Source organism: Halomonas sp. Bachu 37 (genome assembly GCF_039691755.1).
GTDB lineage: Bacteria > Pseudomonadota > Gammaproteobacteria > Pseudomonadales > Halomonadaceae > Vreelandella > Vreelandella kashgarensis.
The window spans coordinates 1533091-1551161 of sequence record NZ_CP137552.1 but is presented as its reverse complement, the minus strand read 5'-3'; the positions used below and the strand labels follow the sequence as shown (position 1 = coordinate 1551161).

General features: G+C 59.8%; 14 protein-coding genes. 11 read left to right on the top strand and 3 right to left on the bottom strand.

Translation table 11 applies throughout. The annotated features are described in order from the left end of the window. Positions 1-84: 84 nt before the first annotated feature. From hflK to R5M92_RS07125, 4 genes are all read left to right on the top strand, one after another. Positions 85-1347 carry an FtsH protease activity modulator HflK gene (gene hflK / locus R5M92_RS07140; RefSeq protein ID WP_346798952.1) on the top strand — a complete coding sequence of 421 codons (1263 nt, stop codon included), beginning with the start codon at positions 85-87 and terminating at the stop codon, positions 1345-1347. Further along, positions 1348-2238, top strand: coding sequence for a protease modulator HflC (gene hflC / locus R5M92_RS07135; RefSeq protein WP_346798950.1), 891 nt, complete (start codon positions 1348-1350; stop codon positions 2236-2238). It begins immediately after the preceding gene. Positions 2239-2376: 138 nt separating this feature from the next. After that, on the top strand, positions 2377-3573 hold the full coding sequence (locus R5M92_RS07130) for an ATP phosphoribosyltransferase regulatory subunit (RefSeq protein ID WP_346798948.1): 1197 nt from the start codon (positions 2377-2379) through the stop codon (positions 3571-3573). Next, positions 3573-4868: an adenylosuccinate synthase gene (locus R5M92_RS07125; protein WP_346798947.1), complete on the top strand. Its 1296-nt coding sequence runs from the start codon at positions 3573-3575 to the stop codon at positions 4866-4868. The genes R5M92_RS07130 and R5M92_RS07125 overlap by 1 nt, the downstream gene beginning before the upstream one ends. An 89-nt stretch (positions 4869-4957) precedes the next feature. Here R5M92_RS07125 and cobO read toward each other — a convergent pair whose 3' ends face one another. Beyond that, a complete protein-coding gene (gene cobO, locus R5M92_RS07120) occupies positions 4958-5557 on the bottom strand; it encodes a cob(I)yrinic acid a,c-diamide adenosyltransferase (protein WP_346798945.1) in 600 nt (199 codons plus the stop codon). 160 nt (positions 5558-5717) lie between these two features. Between cobO and R5M92_RS07115 the strand changes: the two genes are divergently transcribed. The 6 genes from R5M92_RS07115 to R5M92_RS07090 all read left to right on the top strand — a co-directional run bounded on the left by R5M92_RS07115 (position 5718) and on the right by R5M92_RS07090 (position 14923). Further along, on the top strand, positions 5718-6203 hold the full coding sequence (locus R5M92_RS07115) for a YajQ family cyclic di-GMP-binding protein (protein WP_346798943.1): 486 nt from the start codon (positions 5718-5720) through the stop codon (positions 6201-6203). Between the two features lie 79 nt (positions 6204-6282). Next, positions 6283-8916, top strand: coding sequence for an aminopeptidase N (gene pepN / locus R5M92_RS07110; protein WP_346798942.1), 2634 nt, complete (start codon positions 6283-6285; stop codon positions 8914-8916). Positions 8917-8952: 36 nt separating this feature from the next. Further along, a complete protein-coding gene (gene yegS, locus R5M92_RS07105) occupies positions 8953-9900 on the top strand; it encodes a lipid kinase YegS (protein ID WP_346798940.1) in 948 nt (315 codons plus the stop codon). Between the two features lie 46 nt (positions 9901-9946). Next, entirely contained in the window at positions 9947-10816 is an 870-nt protein-coding gene (locus R5M92_RS07100) for a hypothetical protein (protein ID WP_346798939.1), read from the top strand. Positions 10817-10907: 91 nt separating this feature from the next. Then, positions 10908-12479 carry a trehalose-phosphatase gene (gene otsB, locus R5M92_RS07095; RefSeq protein ID WP_346798937.1) on the top strand — a complete coding sequence of 524 codons (1572 nt, stop codon included), beginning with the start codon at positions 10908-10910 and terminating at the stop codon, positions 12477-12479. Then, positions 12476-14923 (top strand): glycoside hydrolase family 65 protein, encoded by a 2448-nt coding sequence (locus R5M92_RS07090; RefSeq protein ID WP_346798935.1) that lies wholly within the window; start codon positions 12476-12478, stop codon positions 14921-14923. Before otsB ends, R5M92_RS07090 begins: the two co-directional genes overlap by 4 nt. Positions 14924-15031: 108 nt before the next feature. On the opposite strand, the gene R5M92_RS07085 is transcribed toward R5M92_RS07090, so the two are convergent. Further along, positions 15032-15235, bottom strand: coding sequence for a cold-shock protein (locus R5M92_RS07085; protein WP_249978836.1), 204 nt, complete (start codon positions 15233-15235; stop codon positions 15032-15034). 145 nt (positions 15236-15380) lie between these two features. Here R5M92_RS07085 and R5M92_RS07080 point away from each other — a divergent pair, with 145 nt between their 5' ends. Then, on the top strand, positions 15381-16037 hold the full coding sequence (locus tag R5M92_RS07080) for a LysE family translocator (protein ID WP_346798933.1): 657 nt from the start codon (positions 15381-15383) through the stop codon (positions 16035-16037). 16 nt (positions 16038-16053) lie between these two features. On the opposite strand, the gene R5M92_RS07075 is transcribed toward R5M92_RS07080, so the two are convergent. Beyond that, a complete protein-coding gene (locus tag R5M92_RS07075) occupies positions 16054-18066 on the bottom strand; it encodes a transglycosylase SLT domain-containing protein (RefSeq protein ID WP_346798931.1) in 2013 nt (670 codons plus the stop codon). Between the last annotated feature and the right edge of the window lie 5 nt (positions 18067-18071).

The window sequence follows — 18071 nt, the reverse complement described above, 5'->3', positions numbered from 1 at the left end:
TGCGGATGCTTCGCCTTGTATCGATTGAAAGTCGCCTGACACATTACTATCGGCGGCAAGCGACAATTAAAGTGGAGACGACGTATGGCCTGGAATGAGCCTGGTGGTGGCAACCAGCACGACCCATGGAGTGGTGGTGGCCGACGCGGTAGTAATGGTGGCGGCAATAACAATGATGAAGGGGGCGGTAATCGCGGAGGCAACAACCAGGGGCCGCCCGATCTGGACGAAGCGCTGAAAAAGTTCCAGGACAAGCTCAACGCCATGCTCGGTGGCGGTGGCAAGAAGGGCGGTGGCCGCAAGAAGAGCGGCGGTGCCGGAGGCGGTGGTAAGCCGCGTAACGTGTTCGCGCTGCCGGGGCTGCTGCTGATTGTCGCGCTGGCTATCTGGGCGGCTTCGGGTTTCTATCTGGTCGACCAGTCCGAGCGTGGCGTGGTGCTGCGCTTTGGCAAGTTCCAGGAAATCGTCAGTCCCGGTCTGCAGTGGAATCCACCGCTGATCGATGACGTGCGCATGGTCAATGTGACACGTGTGCGTTCGCTGACCCAGACCCAATCGATGCTGACCCGCGACGAGAACATCGTCGAGGTGGAAATTTCCGCGCAGTATCAGGTCGCCAATCCGCGTGACTACGTTCTCAACGTGCGTGATCCGGGCCTGTCGATCGAGAATGCCCTGGACTCCGCCTTGCGCCACGTGGTCGGTGGTACCGAAATGATCGAGATCCTGACCTCAGGTCGTGAAATTCTCGGCAGTTCGGTCGCGAGTCGCCTGCAGTCCTATCTGGACAACTATGGTACCGGCATCCGTCTGCAGACGATCAACATCGAGTCCACCACCGCGCCGGCTCCCGTCATCGATGCGTTCGACGACGTCATCCGGGCGCGTGAGGATCGCCAGCGTACCATCAACGAAGGGATGGCTTACGCCAACGCCATCATTCCCGCCGCACAAGGCCAGGCACAGCGCGTGATCGAGCAGGGCCAGGGTTACCGTGAATCGGTAGTGGCCGAGGCACAGGGCCAGGCCAACCGCTTTACCGCACTGTTGGGCGAGTATCAGAACTCCCCGGCCGTCATGCGTGAGCGGATGTACCTGGATGCCATCGAGGAAGTCTTCGGCAATACCCCGAAGGTACTCATGGATGTGAGCGAAAACAGTCCGCTGATGTACCTGCCGCTGGACCAGTTGCGTGGTGGCGGTGCGTCGAGTGTCACCAGTGGCAGTGGCCGCGCCAGCGAAGAGGAGTTGGACCCGAGTGTGCTTGAGCGTTTGCGTAACACTCAGTCTTCGTCAGGTAATACGAGCAACAGCAATAACAGCAATATCCGCAGGGAGGGTCGCTAAATGATCAATAATCGTTCCCTGCTGATCGTGGGTGGTCTGGCGGCAGCCGCCTGGCTTGCCAGTAATACCTTGTATGTCGTCGATGAGACCGAGCGCGCAGTCAAGCTGCGCTTTGGTGAAGTCATCGAGGAAAATATCCAGCCAGGCCTGCATTTCAAGGTGCCAATCACCCAGACTATCCGTAAATTCGATACTCGGGTGCTGACGCTGGATACCGATACCAGCCGTTATCTGACGCTGGAACAGAAGGCGGTCATCGTCGACTCCTACGTAAAGTGGCAGGTAGTCAATCCGACTCGCTACTACGAGGCAACCTCCGGTGACGAGATGATGGCAATTCGCCTGATTCAGCCCCGTGTGGACGAGAGCTTGCGTAACGAGTTCGGCCGGCTGAACCTGCAGCAGATCATCGCCGAACGGCGCGACGATCTCATGACCGGGCCCACGAACGAGCTCGACGAGTTGATGCGTGAGGAACTGGGGGTATCGATCCTTGATATTCGTATCAAGCGTATCGATCTGCCGGATGACGTCTCCGCCGCGGTCTTCGAACGGATGCGTTCTGAACGCGAGCGTGAAGCACGGGAATGGCGGGCTCAGGGGCAGGAAGAGGCCGAGCGGATTCGGGCCAATGCGGATCGTCGGCGCCAGGTCCTGCTGGCCCAGGCTAACGAGCGTTCGGAAACGCTTCGCGGTGAAGGGGACGCCCAAGCCGCGGCCATCTTCTCCCAGGCTTATCAACAGGACCAGGAATTCTTCGCTTTCTGGCGCAGCTTGAATGCCTACCGCAACAGCTTTGCCGGTGACGACAATCTGCTGGTGCTGGAGCCGGATAGTGACTTCTTCCGCTACCTGAGAAGCGCAGTTCCATCGTCCGCAGACGACGAGTGAAATCGGTCCGGTGAACCTCGCGGAGCGTCGCCGCGGGGTTCATCAGCCGAGCAAACATGGTAGACTTCATTCACCGGGCGTCGCCCGGTTTTTTTGTGGCCATTTTCTTGGTCTTCATCGTCTTGCAGGATTGTTGACATGACCATCGCTGACCGCTGGCTATTGCCCGACGGCATGGATGAGGTACTCCCACCTCAGGCAAGCCGCATGGAAGAGCTGCGCCGGGCGCTGCTCGATCTTTATCACAGTTGGGGCTATGACCAGGTCATGCCGCCACCGATCGAGTTTCTCGATTCGTTGCTGACCGGCACCGGCACCGATCTGGATCTACAGACCTTCAAGCTGACCGATCAGCTCACCGGGCGCATGATGGGTGCCAGTGCCGATGTCACCCCGCAGGTGGCGCGCATGGACGCCCATTCGCTCAAGCGTCAGGGGCCGGTACGGTTGTGCTATTGCACTAATGTGCTGCGCGCCAAGGCCGACCAGCACCAAGGCGGGCGTAGCCCCGTGCAGGTAGGTGTGGAGCTGTTCGGCCACGCCGGGCTTGATGCGGACAGAGAGATCGTTCAGCTCGCACTCGCCAGTCTCGAAGCCGCAGGAGCCGGCGAAATCCATTTGGCCCTGGGTCATATCGGCATTTATCGTAGTCTGGTCGAAGCGGCGAAGCTGGATGGCGAGCAGGAGAGGGCGCTGTACGCCGCTCTGGCTCTCAAGTCTCCCGGTCAGCTGGCGGAGCAGGTCGCCCAGAGTGTCGACGATCCCGTGTTGGCCGACATGTTCCTGGCGTTGGGGGAGCTGCATGGCAGCGATCAGGTTCTGGTTCGGGCACGGGAAGCCTTTGCCGGCGCCCCGGCCTCCGTGCTGGCGGCCCTGGATCAGCTGGAGGTGTTGTATAGAGGGGTAGCGGCTAAATTCGATGTTTCCCTCTACTTCGACCTGGCTGAATTGCGCGGCTACCAATACCATACAGGAATGGTCTTCGCCGCCTATGTACCCGGCTACGGTCAGGCCCTGGCCAAGGGCGGCCGTTACGATGATACCGGGCGGGCATTCGGGCGCGCCCGTCCCGCTACCGGCTTTTCCATGGACTTGAAATTGCTGGCGACTCTGGCGCTGGGTAGTGTGGCGGCCGGGGCAATCTGGGCGCCACCCGGGGAGGACGAGGCGCTGCAGGAGGCGATCTCGGCTCTGCGCCAGCAGGGCGAGCGAGTCATACAAGCGCTGCCTGGGCAGCGTACCGGTCCGGCGGAGCATGAGTGCAACCGCTGTCTTGAGCTTATCGACGGTCGCTGGCAGGCAGTGGCCCTGACACAAGAGACGAGAGCATCATAATGGGCAAGAATGTAGTGGTACTGGGTACCCAGTGGGGCGACGAAGGCAAGGGCAAGGTCGTTGACCTTCTGACCGAATCCGCCGCTGCCGTGGTGCGCTTCCAGGGAGGGCACAACGCCGGCCATACACTGGTCATCGACGGCGAGAAGACGGTCCTGCACTTGATTCCTTCCGGTGTGCTGCGCCCCGGCAAGACCTGCGTCATCGGCAACGGCGTAGTGCTGTCGCCGGAGGCGCTAATCAAGGAAATCCGCGAGCTCGAGAGCAAGGGCGTACCGGTGCGCGAGCGCCTGCGTCTGTCGCCGGCCTGTCCGCTGATCCTCGACTACCACGTGCGCCTCGATCAGGCCCGCGAGAAGGCTCGTGGCATCGCCAAGATCGGCACCACCGGTCGCGGCATCGGTCCGGCCTACGAGGACAAGGTCGCCCGCCGGGGACTGCGCCTGGGCGATATGCTCCATCGTGAGCGCTTTGCCTCCAAGCTGGGCGAGGTGCTGGATTACCACAACTTCGTACTGACCCAGTACCATGGCGAAGCGGCGGTGGATTTCCAGGAAGTGCTCGATAGCGCCATGCAGATGGCCGAAGAGCTGCGCCCGATGGTGTCCGATACCGTTGGCCTGGTCCATGATCTGCGCAAGGCAGGGGAGAATATTCTCTTCGAAGGCGCTCAGGGCTCGCTGCTGGATATCGACCACGGCACCTATCCCTATGTCACCAGTTCCAATACCACGGCGGGCGGCACCGCGACGGGTTCCGGCGTGGGGCCGCTCTACCTCGATTACGTGCTGGGCATCACCAAGGCCTATACCACGCGGGTAGGCTCAGGACCCTTCCCTACCGAGCTGTTCGATGATCACGGCCGTCATCTGGCGGAACGCGGGCATGAATTCGGCGCCACGACCGGGCGAGCTCGCCGCTGCGGCTGGTTTGACGCCGTTGCCCTGCGTCATGCGGTGCAGATCAATTCGGTGTCAGGCATCTGCCTGACCAAGCTGGATGTGCTCGATGGCCTGGAGAATATCCGCGTGTGTGTCGGTTACCGCAGCAAGGATGGCGATGTCCTGGATACCCCGGTGGATTCCGAGGGCTATGAAGCGATCGAACCGCTCTACCAGGACCTGCCCGGTTGGAGCGAATCCACGCTGGGCATCAAGCAGGTAGAAAACCTGCCGGCGAATGCACGCTCCTATATAAGCTTTCTGGAAGAGCAGGTGGGTACCTCCATCGATATTATCTCGACCGGCCCCGACCGCAACGAGACCATCGTCCTGCGCAATCCCTTCGACGAGTAAGGGTTGCGACTGAGCTAAGTGAACTGAAACTGAGTGAACTGAAAAGGCGCCTTCGGGCGCCTTTTCGTGTTAGATGGTGAGAAAACCGCTCAGTAATCGATGCCGCGGCGGGCCTGCAGTCCGTTGTTGAACGCGTGGCGGACTTCCTGCATTTCGGTCACCGTATCGGCCATTGCCACAAGCTCCCGATGAGCATTGCGCCCCGTGATGATCACGGTCTGCTCGGCGGGACGATTCTGCAGCGCCCGCTTGACGACGTCGATGTCCAGATAGCCGAACTTGAGCATGTAGGTGATCTCGTCGAGTACCACCAGGTAGGTATCGCGGTCGGCCAGCATGCGCTCGGCTTCCTGCCATACCGCCTGGCAGGCCTGGGTATCGGCTTCCCGGTTCTGGGTATCCCAGGTGAAGCCAGTCGCCATGACGGCCACTTCCAGGTTGTCATCCGCTTCCAGCCGGTTGCGCTCGCCGCACTCCCATAATCCCTTGATGAACTGTACCACCGCGGTTTTGTAACCGTAGCCCAGGGCGCGGGTCACGGTGCCCCAGGCCGCGGTCGTCTTGCCCTTGCCACTGCCGGTAAATACCAGCAACAGGCCGCGCTGTTCATCGGCCGCGGCAATTTTGTCGTCGACATGCTGCTTGAGTTTCTGCATGGACGCTTTGTGCCGGCTGTCTCGCTCGCTCATGGTGCTCTCCGTTGCTAGGAACCGGCGCACAGGGTAAGCGATGGCTGACGGAATGGAAACGCAGGGCATGATCGCCAGCCTATCTGCCGCCGAGATCGGATTGGCCGGTAGGGGGCGGCTACTCTAGAATGGTGAGCCATGTTTCGCCAGGAAAGCCAAAATGCCTTCATTTGATATCGTTTCTGAATTCGACCGCCATGAAGCGGCCAATGCCGTGGATCAAGCCAATCGCGAAGTCCAGTCCCGCTTTGATTTCAAGGGTGTGGATGCGAGTTTTACCCTGGAAAACGACAAGGTCATGCTCGAAGCGGAAGTGGACTTCCAGCTCAAGCAGATGCTGGATGTACTACGCAACAAGTTGATCGCCCGTGGTATCGATGCCCGCTGCCTGGACATTCAGGAACCTGTGCTCTCCGGGGTCAAGGCACGCCAGGAAGCCATACTCAAGCAAGGGCTGGACCAGGCTGAAGCCAAGGATATCGTCAAGCGTATCAAGACCTCGAAGCTCAAGGTACAGGCCCAGATCCAGGGTGAAAAAGTGCGAGTGACCGGCAAGAAGCGCGATGACCTGCAAAGCGTGATGGCCCTGTTACGCAGCGAGGAGGGACCGGATTTGCCGTTGCAGTTCGACAATTTCCGCGACTAGGACATCTCCCTTTCGGAAATTTGCCGTCCTACCTTCTTTTACCACTTCAACGACGTCGCCTTTGACAGGAGTCTGAACCATGTCCGCACCGCAGCCGGTCTATCGATTTGACTATCAAGCCCCCGCCTATCGTGTCACCCACACGGAGCTGACGTTTGACCTGGCTCCCACGGCGACTCGGGTCAAGGCCCGGCTGCACCTGGAGCGACACCCGGATCGCGAGGGCGGGTTGCCGCTTGAACTCCAGGGCGAGCGCCTTGAACTCAAAGCTATAGCCCTTGATGGCCAGGCGCTGGATTCAGGCGATTACGTCATCGACGACAAGGGACTCACTATTGCCCGGGTACCGGAGCGCTTCGTACTGGAGACGGAAGTGGAAATCGCGCCCAGCGAGAACACCGCGCTGGAAGGGTTGTACCAGTCCAATGGCATCTATTGCACCCAGTGCGAAGCGCAGGGGTTTCGGCGCATTACCTTCTATCCCGATCGCCCGGATGTCATGGCGACGTTCTCCACCACCATCATCGGCGATCAGCAGAGCGAACCGGTATTGCTTTGCAACGGCAACCCGGTGGACAAGGGGAGTCTCGAAGACGGCCGCCACTTTGCTACCTGGGAGGACCCGCATCCCAAGCCGTGCTACCTGTTCGCCCTGGTGGCGGGGGATTTGAAGAAGGTCGAGGATCATTTCACCACCATGGGGGGGCGCGAGGTCACCCTGCAGCTCTGGGTGGAAGAGGAGAACCTGGACAAGACCGAACATGCCATGGCCTCGCTGAAGCGGGCGATGGCCTGGGATGAACAGACCTACGGGCGCGAATACGACCTGGATCTGTTCATGATCGTGGCGGTCAATGATTTCAACATGGGGGCGATGGAGAACAAGGGATTGAATATCTTCAATTCCGCCGCCGTGCTGACCCACCCCAAGACGGCGACCGATATCGCCTACCAACGTGTCGAGGGGATAGTCGCCCATGAGTATTTCCATAACTGGTCGGGGAACCGTGTGACCTGCCGCGACTGGTTTCAGCTCTCCCTGAAAGAGGGCTTTACCGTCTTTCGCGACCAATGCTTTTCCGCGGACATCACCTCCGCTCCGGTCAAGCGGATTCAGGATGCGGCTTTCTTTCGTACCGCGCAGTTCGCCGAGGATGCCGGGCCCACCGCCCATCCGATCCGCCCCGACCACTACATCGAGATCACTAATTTCTATACATTGACGATCTACGAGAAAGGGGCCGAAGTCGTGCGCATGCTGCACAATCTGGTGGGTTGGGAAGCGTTCCGCCGCGGCAGCGACCTCTATTTCGAGCGTTTCGACGGGCAGGCGGTCACCATCGAGGATTTCGTCGATTGTATGGCCGAAGCCTCCGGCGAGGACCTGTCCCAGTTCATGCGCTGGTATTCTCAGGCCGGTACGCCCGAAATCGATGCCCATGGGGAGTACGACTACACCCACAGCGAATACCATCTGACCCTGCGCCAGCGGACACCGGCGACTCCCGGCCAGCCCGAAAAGCAGGCATTGCATATTCCCGTGCGCATGGGGCTGGTGGGAACCAAGTCCGGCCGTGACCTGACCATGACCCTGGATGGCGAGTCGCTGGGCAAGGATGGAGTCATCCATCTGTGCGAAGACGAGCGCACCTTCGTCTTCACTGATGTAGCCGAGGCCCCGGTGCCTTCGCTGCTGCGCAGCTTTTCCGCGCCGGTCAAGCTGCATTTCCCCTATTCCCGGGAAGACCTGGCATTCCTGCTGGCCCATGACAGCGATGGCTTCAACCGCTGGGACGCTGGCCAGCGCCTGGCCCTGCTGGCACTCGACGACCTGATCGCCGCGCATCGCAATGGCGTCGAAAAGGTCATGGATACGCGGGTCATCGAGGCGTTTCGTACCTTGCTGACCACCTCCACCGATGACAAGGCGGTACTGGCGGAAATGCTGATGCTGCCCTCGGAAGCCTACATTGCCGAACAGCAACCGCTGGTGGATGTGGATGCCATCCACGCGGCGCGTGAGTTCGTTCGCCAGTCGCTGGCCGTGGCGCTACGCGACGAGTTCCTGGCGGTATACGAGAACAATCGTTCGCAGGTGGCCTATGCGCCAGAACCGGAACAGATCGCCGAGCGTAGCCTGAAGAATGTGGCGCTCTCCTACCTTATGGCGATTGAGGACGAACAGGGCTTGGCATACTGTCGTGAGCAGTACGAGGCGGATCACAACATGACGGACGTTCGTCATGCCTTGACGCTGCTGGTGCATAGTTCTGATGAAGCGCTTGGCGCATCGGCTCTCAAGCGCTTTGGCGAAAAGTGGGCGCACGATCCGCTGGTGATGGATCAGTGGTTCACCATTCAGGTGACGCGCCCCCAGGCGGATGTCATCGAAAGGGTCAAGTATCTGATGCAGCATCCGGCATTTTCGCTCAGAAACCCCAATCGGGTTCGTGCGCTGGTTGGCGCCTTCGCCAGCCATAACCGGGTCAATTTCCACCGCCTGGATGGCGAAGGTTATCAGCTATTGTCGGATGTGGTGATCGAACTCAACCGGCTAAACCCGGAAATAGCGGCGGGTCTGGTGACGCCATTGACCCGCTGGCAGCGTTTTGACGAGACGCGCCAGGCACTGATGCGAGCACAATTGGAACGGATCAAGGCAGAACCGCTTTCACCCAATGTCTACGAGGTCGTTGCCAAGGCATTGGCCTGATGACACCACGAGGAAAACCATGTGAATGGAGAGCACGTGCGTTATCTGTTAATCGTCAATGGAAAAGCCGCGCATGAGCCGGAACTGCGCGACGCGGTGAATGCCGCCAGGAAGGCCGGGATGCCCCTGGATGTGCAGGTAACCTGGGAGCCCGGTGACGCGGCGCGTTTTGCCAAGGTTGCCCCATCACTGGGCTTTACCCATGTCATCGCCGGTGGCGGTGACGGTACGGTCAACGAAGTCGTCAATGGCCTGATGGCCCTGCCCCACGACAGGCGGCCGATTCTGGGTATCGTGCCGCTAGGCAGCGCCAACGATTTCGCCACCTCGATTGGTTTGCCCCTGGAGGCGAGTAAGGCCCTGGATGCCGCTTGTACATTAATGCCTCAGCGGGTGGATGCGGTAGAGGTGATCAATGAGCACAAGGCGACCACGCCGAGTTACTTCTTGAATGTGACCACGGCGGGTTTCGGTGCTGAAATTACTGCCAATACCCCTAAACTTCTCAAGCGAGCCCTGGGAGGTAGCGCCTATTCGTTGATGGGCGTATTCAAGGCATGGCGACATTGCAGTTATCGAGGCCGGCTGTGCTGGGAGGGAGGGAGCCAGCAGGAGGCGATAATGTTGCTGGCGATAGCCAATGCCTGCCAGGCGGGAGGCGGCCAGTTGCTGGCTCCTGAGGCATGTATTGATGATGGCCTTCTGGATATTCTCATCGTCAAGGATTTCTCTTCCGTTCGCCAATTGCCGCCGCTATTGAAGGAACTGAATGCATTTGCCCGCAATGGCCAATACGTGGACTATTTCACCACGCCTTGGATTGAAGTCAGCGCCGAGTCGTCCGAGGCACCGTGGCCCTTGACCCTCGATGGCGAAGCCCGGGAGCACGCTTACTTTCGTGCCGAGGTGGTTCCCGGCGCGTTACAGTTATTGATGCCCGAGTCGTCTTCGCTGTTGCAACGCAACAAGATTAACGACACATGACTCGACGGCAGGTAAACATGAATGAACCTATCGATTGGAGAAGTTGATGACGACACGATTCTGGGTGCCTACCGTCATGGCGCTGGCTCTGCTGCTGAGCGCCTGTGGCGATAGCGACGACGGCGTTGAAACCGAGAGTAACGGCACATCCGCGACGGGGCAGGAAGCGAGCCAGGACGATGCCCCGGTCCAGACGCCAGACGATGATCCGCAAGCCTCCGAAGTCGCTTCTTCGGCACCGGAATCGGAGTCAGACACTGAATTCACCACGGAAGCAGAGACGGAAACTGCAGCGAGCACTGAAACCGCCACCAATGAAACCGCTGCAGATGATGGCCTGGCGGATAGCTCCACTGATTCCATGTCGATGGATGAAAATGGAGCCGAGGCGGAAGACGAGACATTGGGGCAGGAGCCCCTCGATGTGCTGGAAGAAGGCGGAGCGATGCCGGGTGAGGCGACCCGTTCCGATGTCGACGAGATGATTGCCGAAACCGAGCGTCGTTTCGAAGAGGCCCAGCGTGAGTTGGATGCTCAATTCGAAGAAGTCGAAAGAGAAGCAGCGACATTGGAATCTCTCGATATACCCGACGATATCGGCGAACGCTGGGACAGCGATGCTGACCTGACGGAAAGTATCGGTACGACAAGTTCCGCCATTGAAGATGAAAATCTCGATGTGGATGCGATGATCGAGGATACCGAGCGGCGCTTCGAGGAGGCTCAGCAGCGCCTGGATGAGCAATACGACGAGCTTGAAGCGCAGCGCGATAGTCTCCGCCAGGACAGGGGGCGGGAGAGTGAAGAACACCCGGGGGACGAGCCCGAGGATTATCGAGAGGAATTCGATACACAATCCGACGAAGAAGATAACGTCGAAGAAAACGACGAGGCGGCTCAACCCAGCACCCGCTGATAAAAAATGGCACCCGGTGCATAAGATTTTCAAAGAGGTCTAGGATGAAATATGGCTAGACAACTTGAAGTTGAACGTACCGGGAATCGCCATGATGAAAACACCCGACAGCATCCGGCAAGGGATTGATCTCGCTTCTTTCAGTGCGGGAATATTCGATCTCGATGGGGTCCTGACCCGAACCGCCAGCGTGCATTGTGCCGCATGGAAGCAGCTGTTTGACGATTACCTGCAGCGTCGTGCGGCAACGTCGGGTGAGAAATTCCAGCCGTTTGATTGTGAATCCGACTATCCACGCTTTGTCGACGGCAAGCCTCGCTACCAGGGCGTGCAGAGTTTTCTGGCCTCCCGTTCCATCTCCCTTGATCATGGCACCCCGACGGATGCGCCGGGACTGGAGACGGTCTGTGGCCTGGGCAACCTCAAGGACGAACTGTTCGGCAAGCGCCTGGCCGAGGACGGCGTCGAGGTGTTCGATAGTTCGGTGGCCCTTGTTCAGAGACTGCGCGATGCAGGAGTGAATACCGCCCTGGTATCGTCGAGCAAGAATGCTTCTGCAGTGCTCGAAGCGGCCGACTTGGGCCATTTGTTCGATGTGTGCGTCGATGGCAACGACATCGATCGTTTACCGCTGAAGGGCAAACCGAATCCGGATGCCTTCCTGCATGCGGCCCATCTGCTCGGTGTTCCGCCGAACCGCACCTTTGCGATCGAGGATGCCTTGTCGGGAGTCGAGGCGGCACGTGCCGCCGATTTCGGTCTGGTGGTCGGAGTCGACCGTGCCGGCCAGCGTGATGCCTTGCTGGCCCACGGAGCAGACATCGTTGTCGATGATCTAGATGAACTGCTGACGAGTGCCGCATCGACGCTGCCGGATGCGCTGGCGCGTCATGACGAGATCGCCGGCTGGTTGGCGGGTAAGCGCCCGGTTGTGTTTCTCGACTATGACGGCACCTTGACGCCGATCGTCGACAGGCCCGAACTGGCGGTGCTGAGCGATGAGATGCGCGGCATGCTACTCAAGGTCGCCGAACGCATGACTGTTGCCATTATCAGCGGTCGTGACCGCGCCGATGTCGAGCGGTTGGTGGGCATCGATTCGCTTGTCTATGCCGGCAGCCATGGCTTCGATATCGCCGGCCCCGATGGTCTGCAGTTGCAACTCGATCAGGCCGAGGAATTCCTGCCTGCGCTTGATCGCGCCGAAGCCGAACTGCAGCAAGCGCTGTCCGGTATCGACGGCATACTCATCGAGCGCAAGCGCTATGCCATCGCCGTGCACTACCGTCTCGTGGCCGCTGAAGATTTGGAAACCATAGATCACGGAGTCGATGAGGTTATCGAAGCCTCGGAGTCGATGTTGCGGCGCACCGGCGGCAAGAAGATCTTCGAACTGAGGCCTCGGCTGCCCTGGGATAAAGGCAAGGCCTTGGGTTGGCTGCTTGAAGCGCTTGAGCTCGAGGGCGAGGATAGCCTGCCGCTTTACTTCGGCGACGACGAGACGGACGAAGACGCGTTCAAGTTCTTGCGAAATGGACAAGGGATAGGCTTTCTGGTGGCCGATTCACCCCAGCCGAGTGCCGCTCACTACCGGCTGGAAGATCCCAGGGCGGTAGGCCGTTTCCTGTGCCGCCTCTGCACCGTCAATGGAGCGACAACATGAGCGATTGGACACTCGATTACACGGATTTCGACAATGCCGAGGAGGGGCTGCGCGAGGCTCTATGTACCTTGGGCAATGGTTATTTCGCCACCCGAGGAGCGGCGGAAGAGGCCAAGGCCGATGAAATCCATTACCCCGGAACCTATCTCGCGGGGGGATATAATCGGCTCGAGACAGAGATAGCCGGACGCGAGATCGAGAACGAAGATCTCGTCAATATGCCGAATTGGCTATGTCTGTCATTTCGTCACGAAGGTGAGGATGAGTGGTTCGATCTCGCGGCGGTCGAGATTCTGGGTTATCACCAGGCGCTGGACCTGAGAAACGGTGTACTGCAACGGAAGATGCGCTTTCGTGATCGCCAAGGCCGGGAGACGTCTCTCGTCTGCCAGCGTCTCGTACATATGCAGAATCCCCATCTTGCCGCCATCCAGTGGCAGCTGACAGCGGAGAACTGGTCGGGGCGAATCACCGTATGCTCGGCCCTCGACGGGCGGGTCATCAATAGTGGTGTGGCCCGTTACCGCGAGCTGGCCAGTACCCATCTGCGGCCCTTGGGCAGCGAAGCGATCGATGACGACAGCATTCGCTTGAGGGTCGAAACCAGCCAATCTAACCTTCGCGTGGCCCAGGCGGCGCGCACGCAAGTGTTCGAGGCTGGGTGCCTGTTGCCTGACCAACGCAGGCTGGAGCAGCAGCGCGGCTATATCGCCCACGAGCTGAGTTTCGACGTCAGCCAGGGCCGGGATATCCATATCGAGAAAGTCGTTGCGCTGCAGACGTCCCGGGACCGGGCCATTTCGGAGCCCGGGCTTGCGGCCATGTACACACTTGCCGAGGCGGGGCGGTTTGCCGATTTGCTGGCGAGTCATGCTCAGGTGTGGCGCCATCTCTGGCATCGCTGTGACTTGATCCTCAAGGGCGGTGGACGCACCCAGATGATCCTGCGGTTGCATATCTTTCATCTGCTGCAAACCGTCTCGCCCCACGTCGTCGATCTGGATGTCGGGGTGCCGGCGCGTGGGCTGCATGGCGAGGCCTATCGCGGACATATCTTCTGGGACGAATTGTTCATCTTTCCCTTTCTCAACCTGCGTATTCCCGAGATCACCCGCGCCTTGCTGCGCTACCGCTATCGTCGTCTGGGGGAAGCCCGGAGGCTGGCGCGCGAAGCGGGGTATCGTGGCGCCATGTACCCCTGGCAAAGCGGCAGTAACGGTCGTGAAGAGAGCCAGATGCTGCATCTCAACCCCAAGTCGGGTCGCTGGGTGGCGGACAACAGTCACCTGCAGCGACACGTGAATGCCGCGGTGGCCTACAATGTCTGGCGCTACTACGAGGTCACCGAGGACATCGAATTCCTGTCCTATTACGGGGCGGAATTGCTGGTGGAAATCGCACGTTTCTGGGCCAGTAGCGCTCAATGGAATGCCCAGCGCAAGCGTTACGATATCTGCCGAATCATGGGGCCCGACGAGTTCCATGACCAGTACCCATGGGCGGACGAACCCGGGGTCGATAACAATGCCTACACCAATGTGATGGTTTCCTGGGGGCTGCGGCGGGCCTGCGAGGCCCTGGAGCACATCGGAACCGAGCGGCGTCGAGAGCTTTGCGAAACCCTGAGCGTTAGCGAACAGGAAATCAGTACCTGGGATAGCATCAGCCGCCGGCTTTCCATTCCGTTTCACGATGGTGTGATCAGTCAGTTCGAAGGCTACGAACGGCTCGATGAGTTCGATTGGAAAGGGTATCAGGAAAAATACGGTGATATTCATCGTCTGGATCGGCTGCTCGAGGCGGAAGGAGACACGGTCAATCGCTACAAGGCCTCGAAACAAGCCGATGTCCTCATGCTGTTCTACCTTTTCTCTGCCCAAGAGCTTGGCGATCTTTTTCATCAGTTGGGTTATCCGTTCGATCCGGAGCTGATTTCGCAGAGCATCCATTATTATCGACAGCGCACCTCGCACGGCTCGACCTTGAGCCGCATTGTGGAGTCCTGGGTATTGGCGCGTCTGGACCGGCCGAGGTCACTGCAGCTACTCAACGAAGCGCTTGAAAGCGATATCGCCGATGTGCAGGGGGGAACGACCCGGGAGGGCATCCACCTGGGAGCCATGGCGGGATCCGTGGATCTGGTTCAGCGCGGTGAAACGGGGCTGGTGCTGCGCGATGGTTTGCTGCGGCTGGACCCTTGTCTGCCCGAGCCGCTGCCTGGACTACAGTTGCGCCTGCGCTATCACGGACGATGGGTAGAGATAACCCTCGAAGGACACAGAATGACGCTTTGTGTTCCTGAAGGAGGGACAAAAACGCTAAGGCTCGCCGTGCGTGATCGAGCCTACTCGTTCGAAGCTGGGCAACGTCTTGAGTTTCAATGGCAATCGGATTCGGGATGGCAGCTTGTTGACCCCGGTGAGACGAGTTCATCACCGCGATGAAATGTGGGGAGTCTGGGGCAGAAAACGAGTTGAAGCGGAAGGAAGTAAATGGGACGAAACAAAAAAGGCCCGCGCACGCGGACCTTTCAACATAAGCCTAACGAATCATCAGGCGAGGCGAATGTTGGAAGCCTGAAGGCCTTTTTTGCCCTGGGTTACCTCAAAGCTGACTTTCTGCCCGTCTTGCAGGGTCTTGAAACCTTCAGCTTGGATTTCGGAGAAGTGGGCGAACAAATCGTCACCGCCATCATCGGGGGAGATGAAGCCGTAACCCTTCGTATCGTTGAACCACTTGACAGTACCTGTTGCCATCGTCGATTTCCTTAACATGCTTAATGATCAAGCGAAGCGGCATTAACCGCTACGCAAATTTACTGTAGTTGGATTTAGCGGAAGCGTCCAGAGAAGATAACCCTGTATCATTCGCTTCTCCATTGCCCTGCATTGAGGTTCTGCAATGAATTCCTGGGGACTGATCGACGCGCAATTTCTGTCGTTTCTCATTGCCATCACCCTGTTGTCGCTATCGCCCGGTGTGGACACGCTGCTGGTGGTGCGCAACACCGCAAGGGGCGGGACGCGCGATGGCATCGTGACCAGCGTGGCGATCTGCTGCGGCCTTTTCGTTCACGCCGCGATATCGGCGCTGGGCATTTCCTTCATTCTGCTGCAATCCGCCTGGGCCTTTGCAGCGCTCAAACTGGCGGGTGCGGGGTATCTCATCTGGCTGGGGTTGTCGAGTCTTATGGCGGCACGCCAGGGTAGGGCCTTGCCCGTGGCAAGTGTGCTGGGGCGTAGCGAGCCGGTGACGATATGGCGACCGATTCGTGAAGGCTTTGCCTCGAATGTCCTCAACCCCAAGACCGTCGTGTTCTACATGGCCTTTCTGCCCCAGTTCATTGCGCCCGAAGACTCGGCGCTGCTCAAGTCGTTATGGCTTGCCGGGGTGCATTTCGTGATCGCCAATATCTGGCAGATCAGCATCGTACTCATGGTGGGGCGTGCTGCCCACTGGTTGGGCAGCAGCGCGTTTGCGCGCCTGCTCAACGGCGCCACCGGGCTGGTACTGGTGTTCTTCGGGCTACGCCTGGCCTTGACCGAGCGCCCGGTTTAGCCGGGCGCATTTGCTCTTAACGGCGGCTCAGCAGCGAGCGGTCGTAACTCACTTGGCGTTCACTATCGCTGAGCAGCGACACGCCCTGTGTGTCGCCGCCATTGGCCAGGCTTGCGAAAATGACGCGATAACTGAGTATCGCCTGGACATAATCGCGGGTTTCGCGAAACGGTATGCTCTCGATGAACAGGTCGAATTCCGCCGGGCCGTCTTGTAGCCAGCGGTCCACCCGCCCCGGGCCGGCGTTATAGGCGGCGGCGGCCGCCAGGCGATTGTCCTGGTAGCGTTCGAGCTTGTCACGCAGGTAGGTGCTTCCCAGGCGGATATTCAGCTCCGGTTCCAGAATGCCGTAGGGGCCGGGGTCGGGGAGGCCAAGGGCGCGGCTGACCTGGGTGGCGGTACCGGGCATCAATTGCATCAGCCCGCGGGCGCCGGCGGGTGAAAGGGCGGCCGGATTGTAGGCGCTTTCGCGGCGAGTGATGGCCATCAGCAGATAAGGGTCGACACCCGTCATGCGTCCCCAGTGCAGGAAACTTTCCCGGTAGGCCTGGGGAAAGCGCCACTCAAGCGTATCCCACATTTGCGCCGCGATGGTGGTCTGGACAAGCAGTGCGTGCCAGCCTTGCTGCGCGGCGTAATCGGCAAGCGCGCGGGCCTGCTCCGGCGAGGCATTGCGGACGGCGTGCAGCCATTCACTGTTGGCAAGCCCGGCTTCGCCGATACGCATCAACGCTTCCGTTCGTTCCACGACAGGAAGTTCGGCGACACGATCACGGTAGACCTGGTCGTAGTGGGGGCGTTCCAGATTCAAGGAGAGGGGTTGGTCGAGTCGTTCGGCAGCGGCAAAACCGTAGAAATTGCGCTCCTCGGCAGCCTGGCGATAACGGGCATGGGCGGCATCCTCCTCACCCAATTGTTCGTGGGCGCGAGCCAACCAGTATTGCCAGCGGGACTCCTGCCGGGCTGATTCGTCCATCATCGCCACCCAGTTGATGACGCCCCGCCAATTCTGGTCGGATAGGGCCCGGCGCACCCTGAGTTCGAGGACTCGCTGGCTGTCGAGGGCAGGCAATACCTGATCCACCCAGCTCAAAGCGCCGGGTACTTCGCGCACCAGGGCATAGAATGCCAATTCCTCTTCGATTTCATTTTGCGTGGTGGGCGCAAGCTGCAGTTGCGGGCGCCGCTCTTGCCAGATGGACAAAGCGGCTGCGGTATCGGCACGGGTCAGGCGCTGCATGGCGGCCCGATAGAAGTCATTGCTGCCGGCGCACTCCGGGCCCAGGCACGCCGGGGTACGGGCGACGGCCTCGGCTTCATCGCTGACGGTGGCCAGGGTATTGCGTGCCGTCTCCCAGCGGCCGTCCAGCTTGCGACCAAGATACTGCACCAGGCCGGTCTCACCGGTTTCCCAGGCGAGCATGGCGCGAGCCCATATATCGCCGGAGCTGATGTCTCCACTCGCTAGCAGGCGATTGAATAGTGTATCGCAGGCATCCGGCTGAGAGCGGCCCACATGCCACAGTTCACGAGCGCCTTGAATGGCTGCCTGCCGGTCGCTATCGACCAGGGCCGTATAATAATGACACTGCCGCTCGGCCCCTTGCGGGGGGGCGTGGGCAACGGCCAGTAGATTGGTGTAACGTCCCGCGTCGCCATACGCGCTTATGGCCTGTCCACGCAACCAGTCGGCCAAGGGGGAGTCCGCATGACGCTCGATGAAATCGAGCACCCGGCCGGGCTCGGCCTGCGGCAGTTGGCTGCGCAAGCGGTGATATGCGATGTACCCGCTCAATACATGGTCGCTCGTTTCGGCTTCGTCGACCCTGTGCCACTGCTGGTTGCGTGCCGCATTCAGCGCCACGCGCATGTCGGCGTCGCTGGCGCCCGCCGCGACATGCGAAAACGGCAGCAACGCAGCGGCGAGCAACGAGGCGCAACAGAGAGAGATAAAGGACCGTTCGGTGCATGCAGTGGGGCGATGGCCCGGCAGGGTTCGTTTTAGCGCTAAGCGAAAGGCGGCGGACATGACAT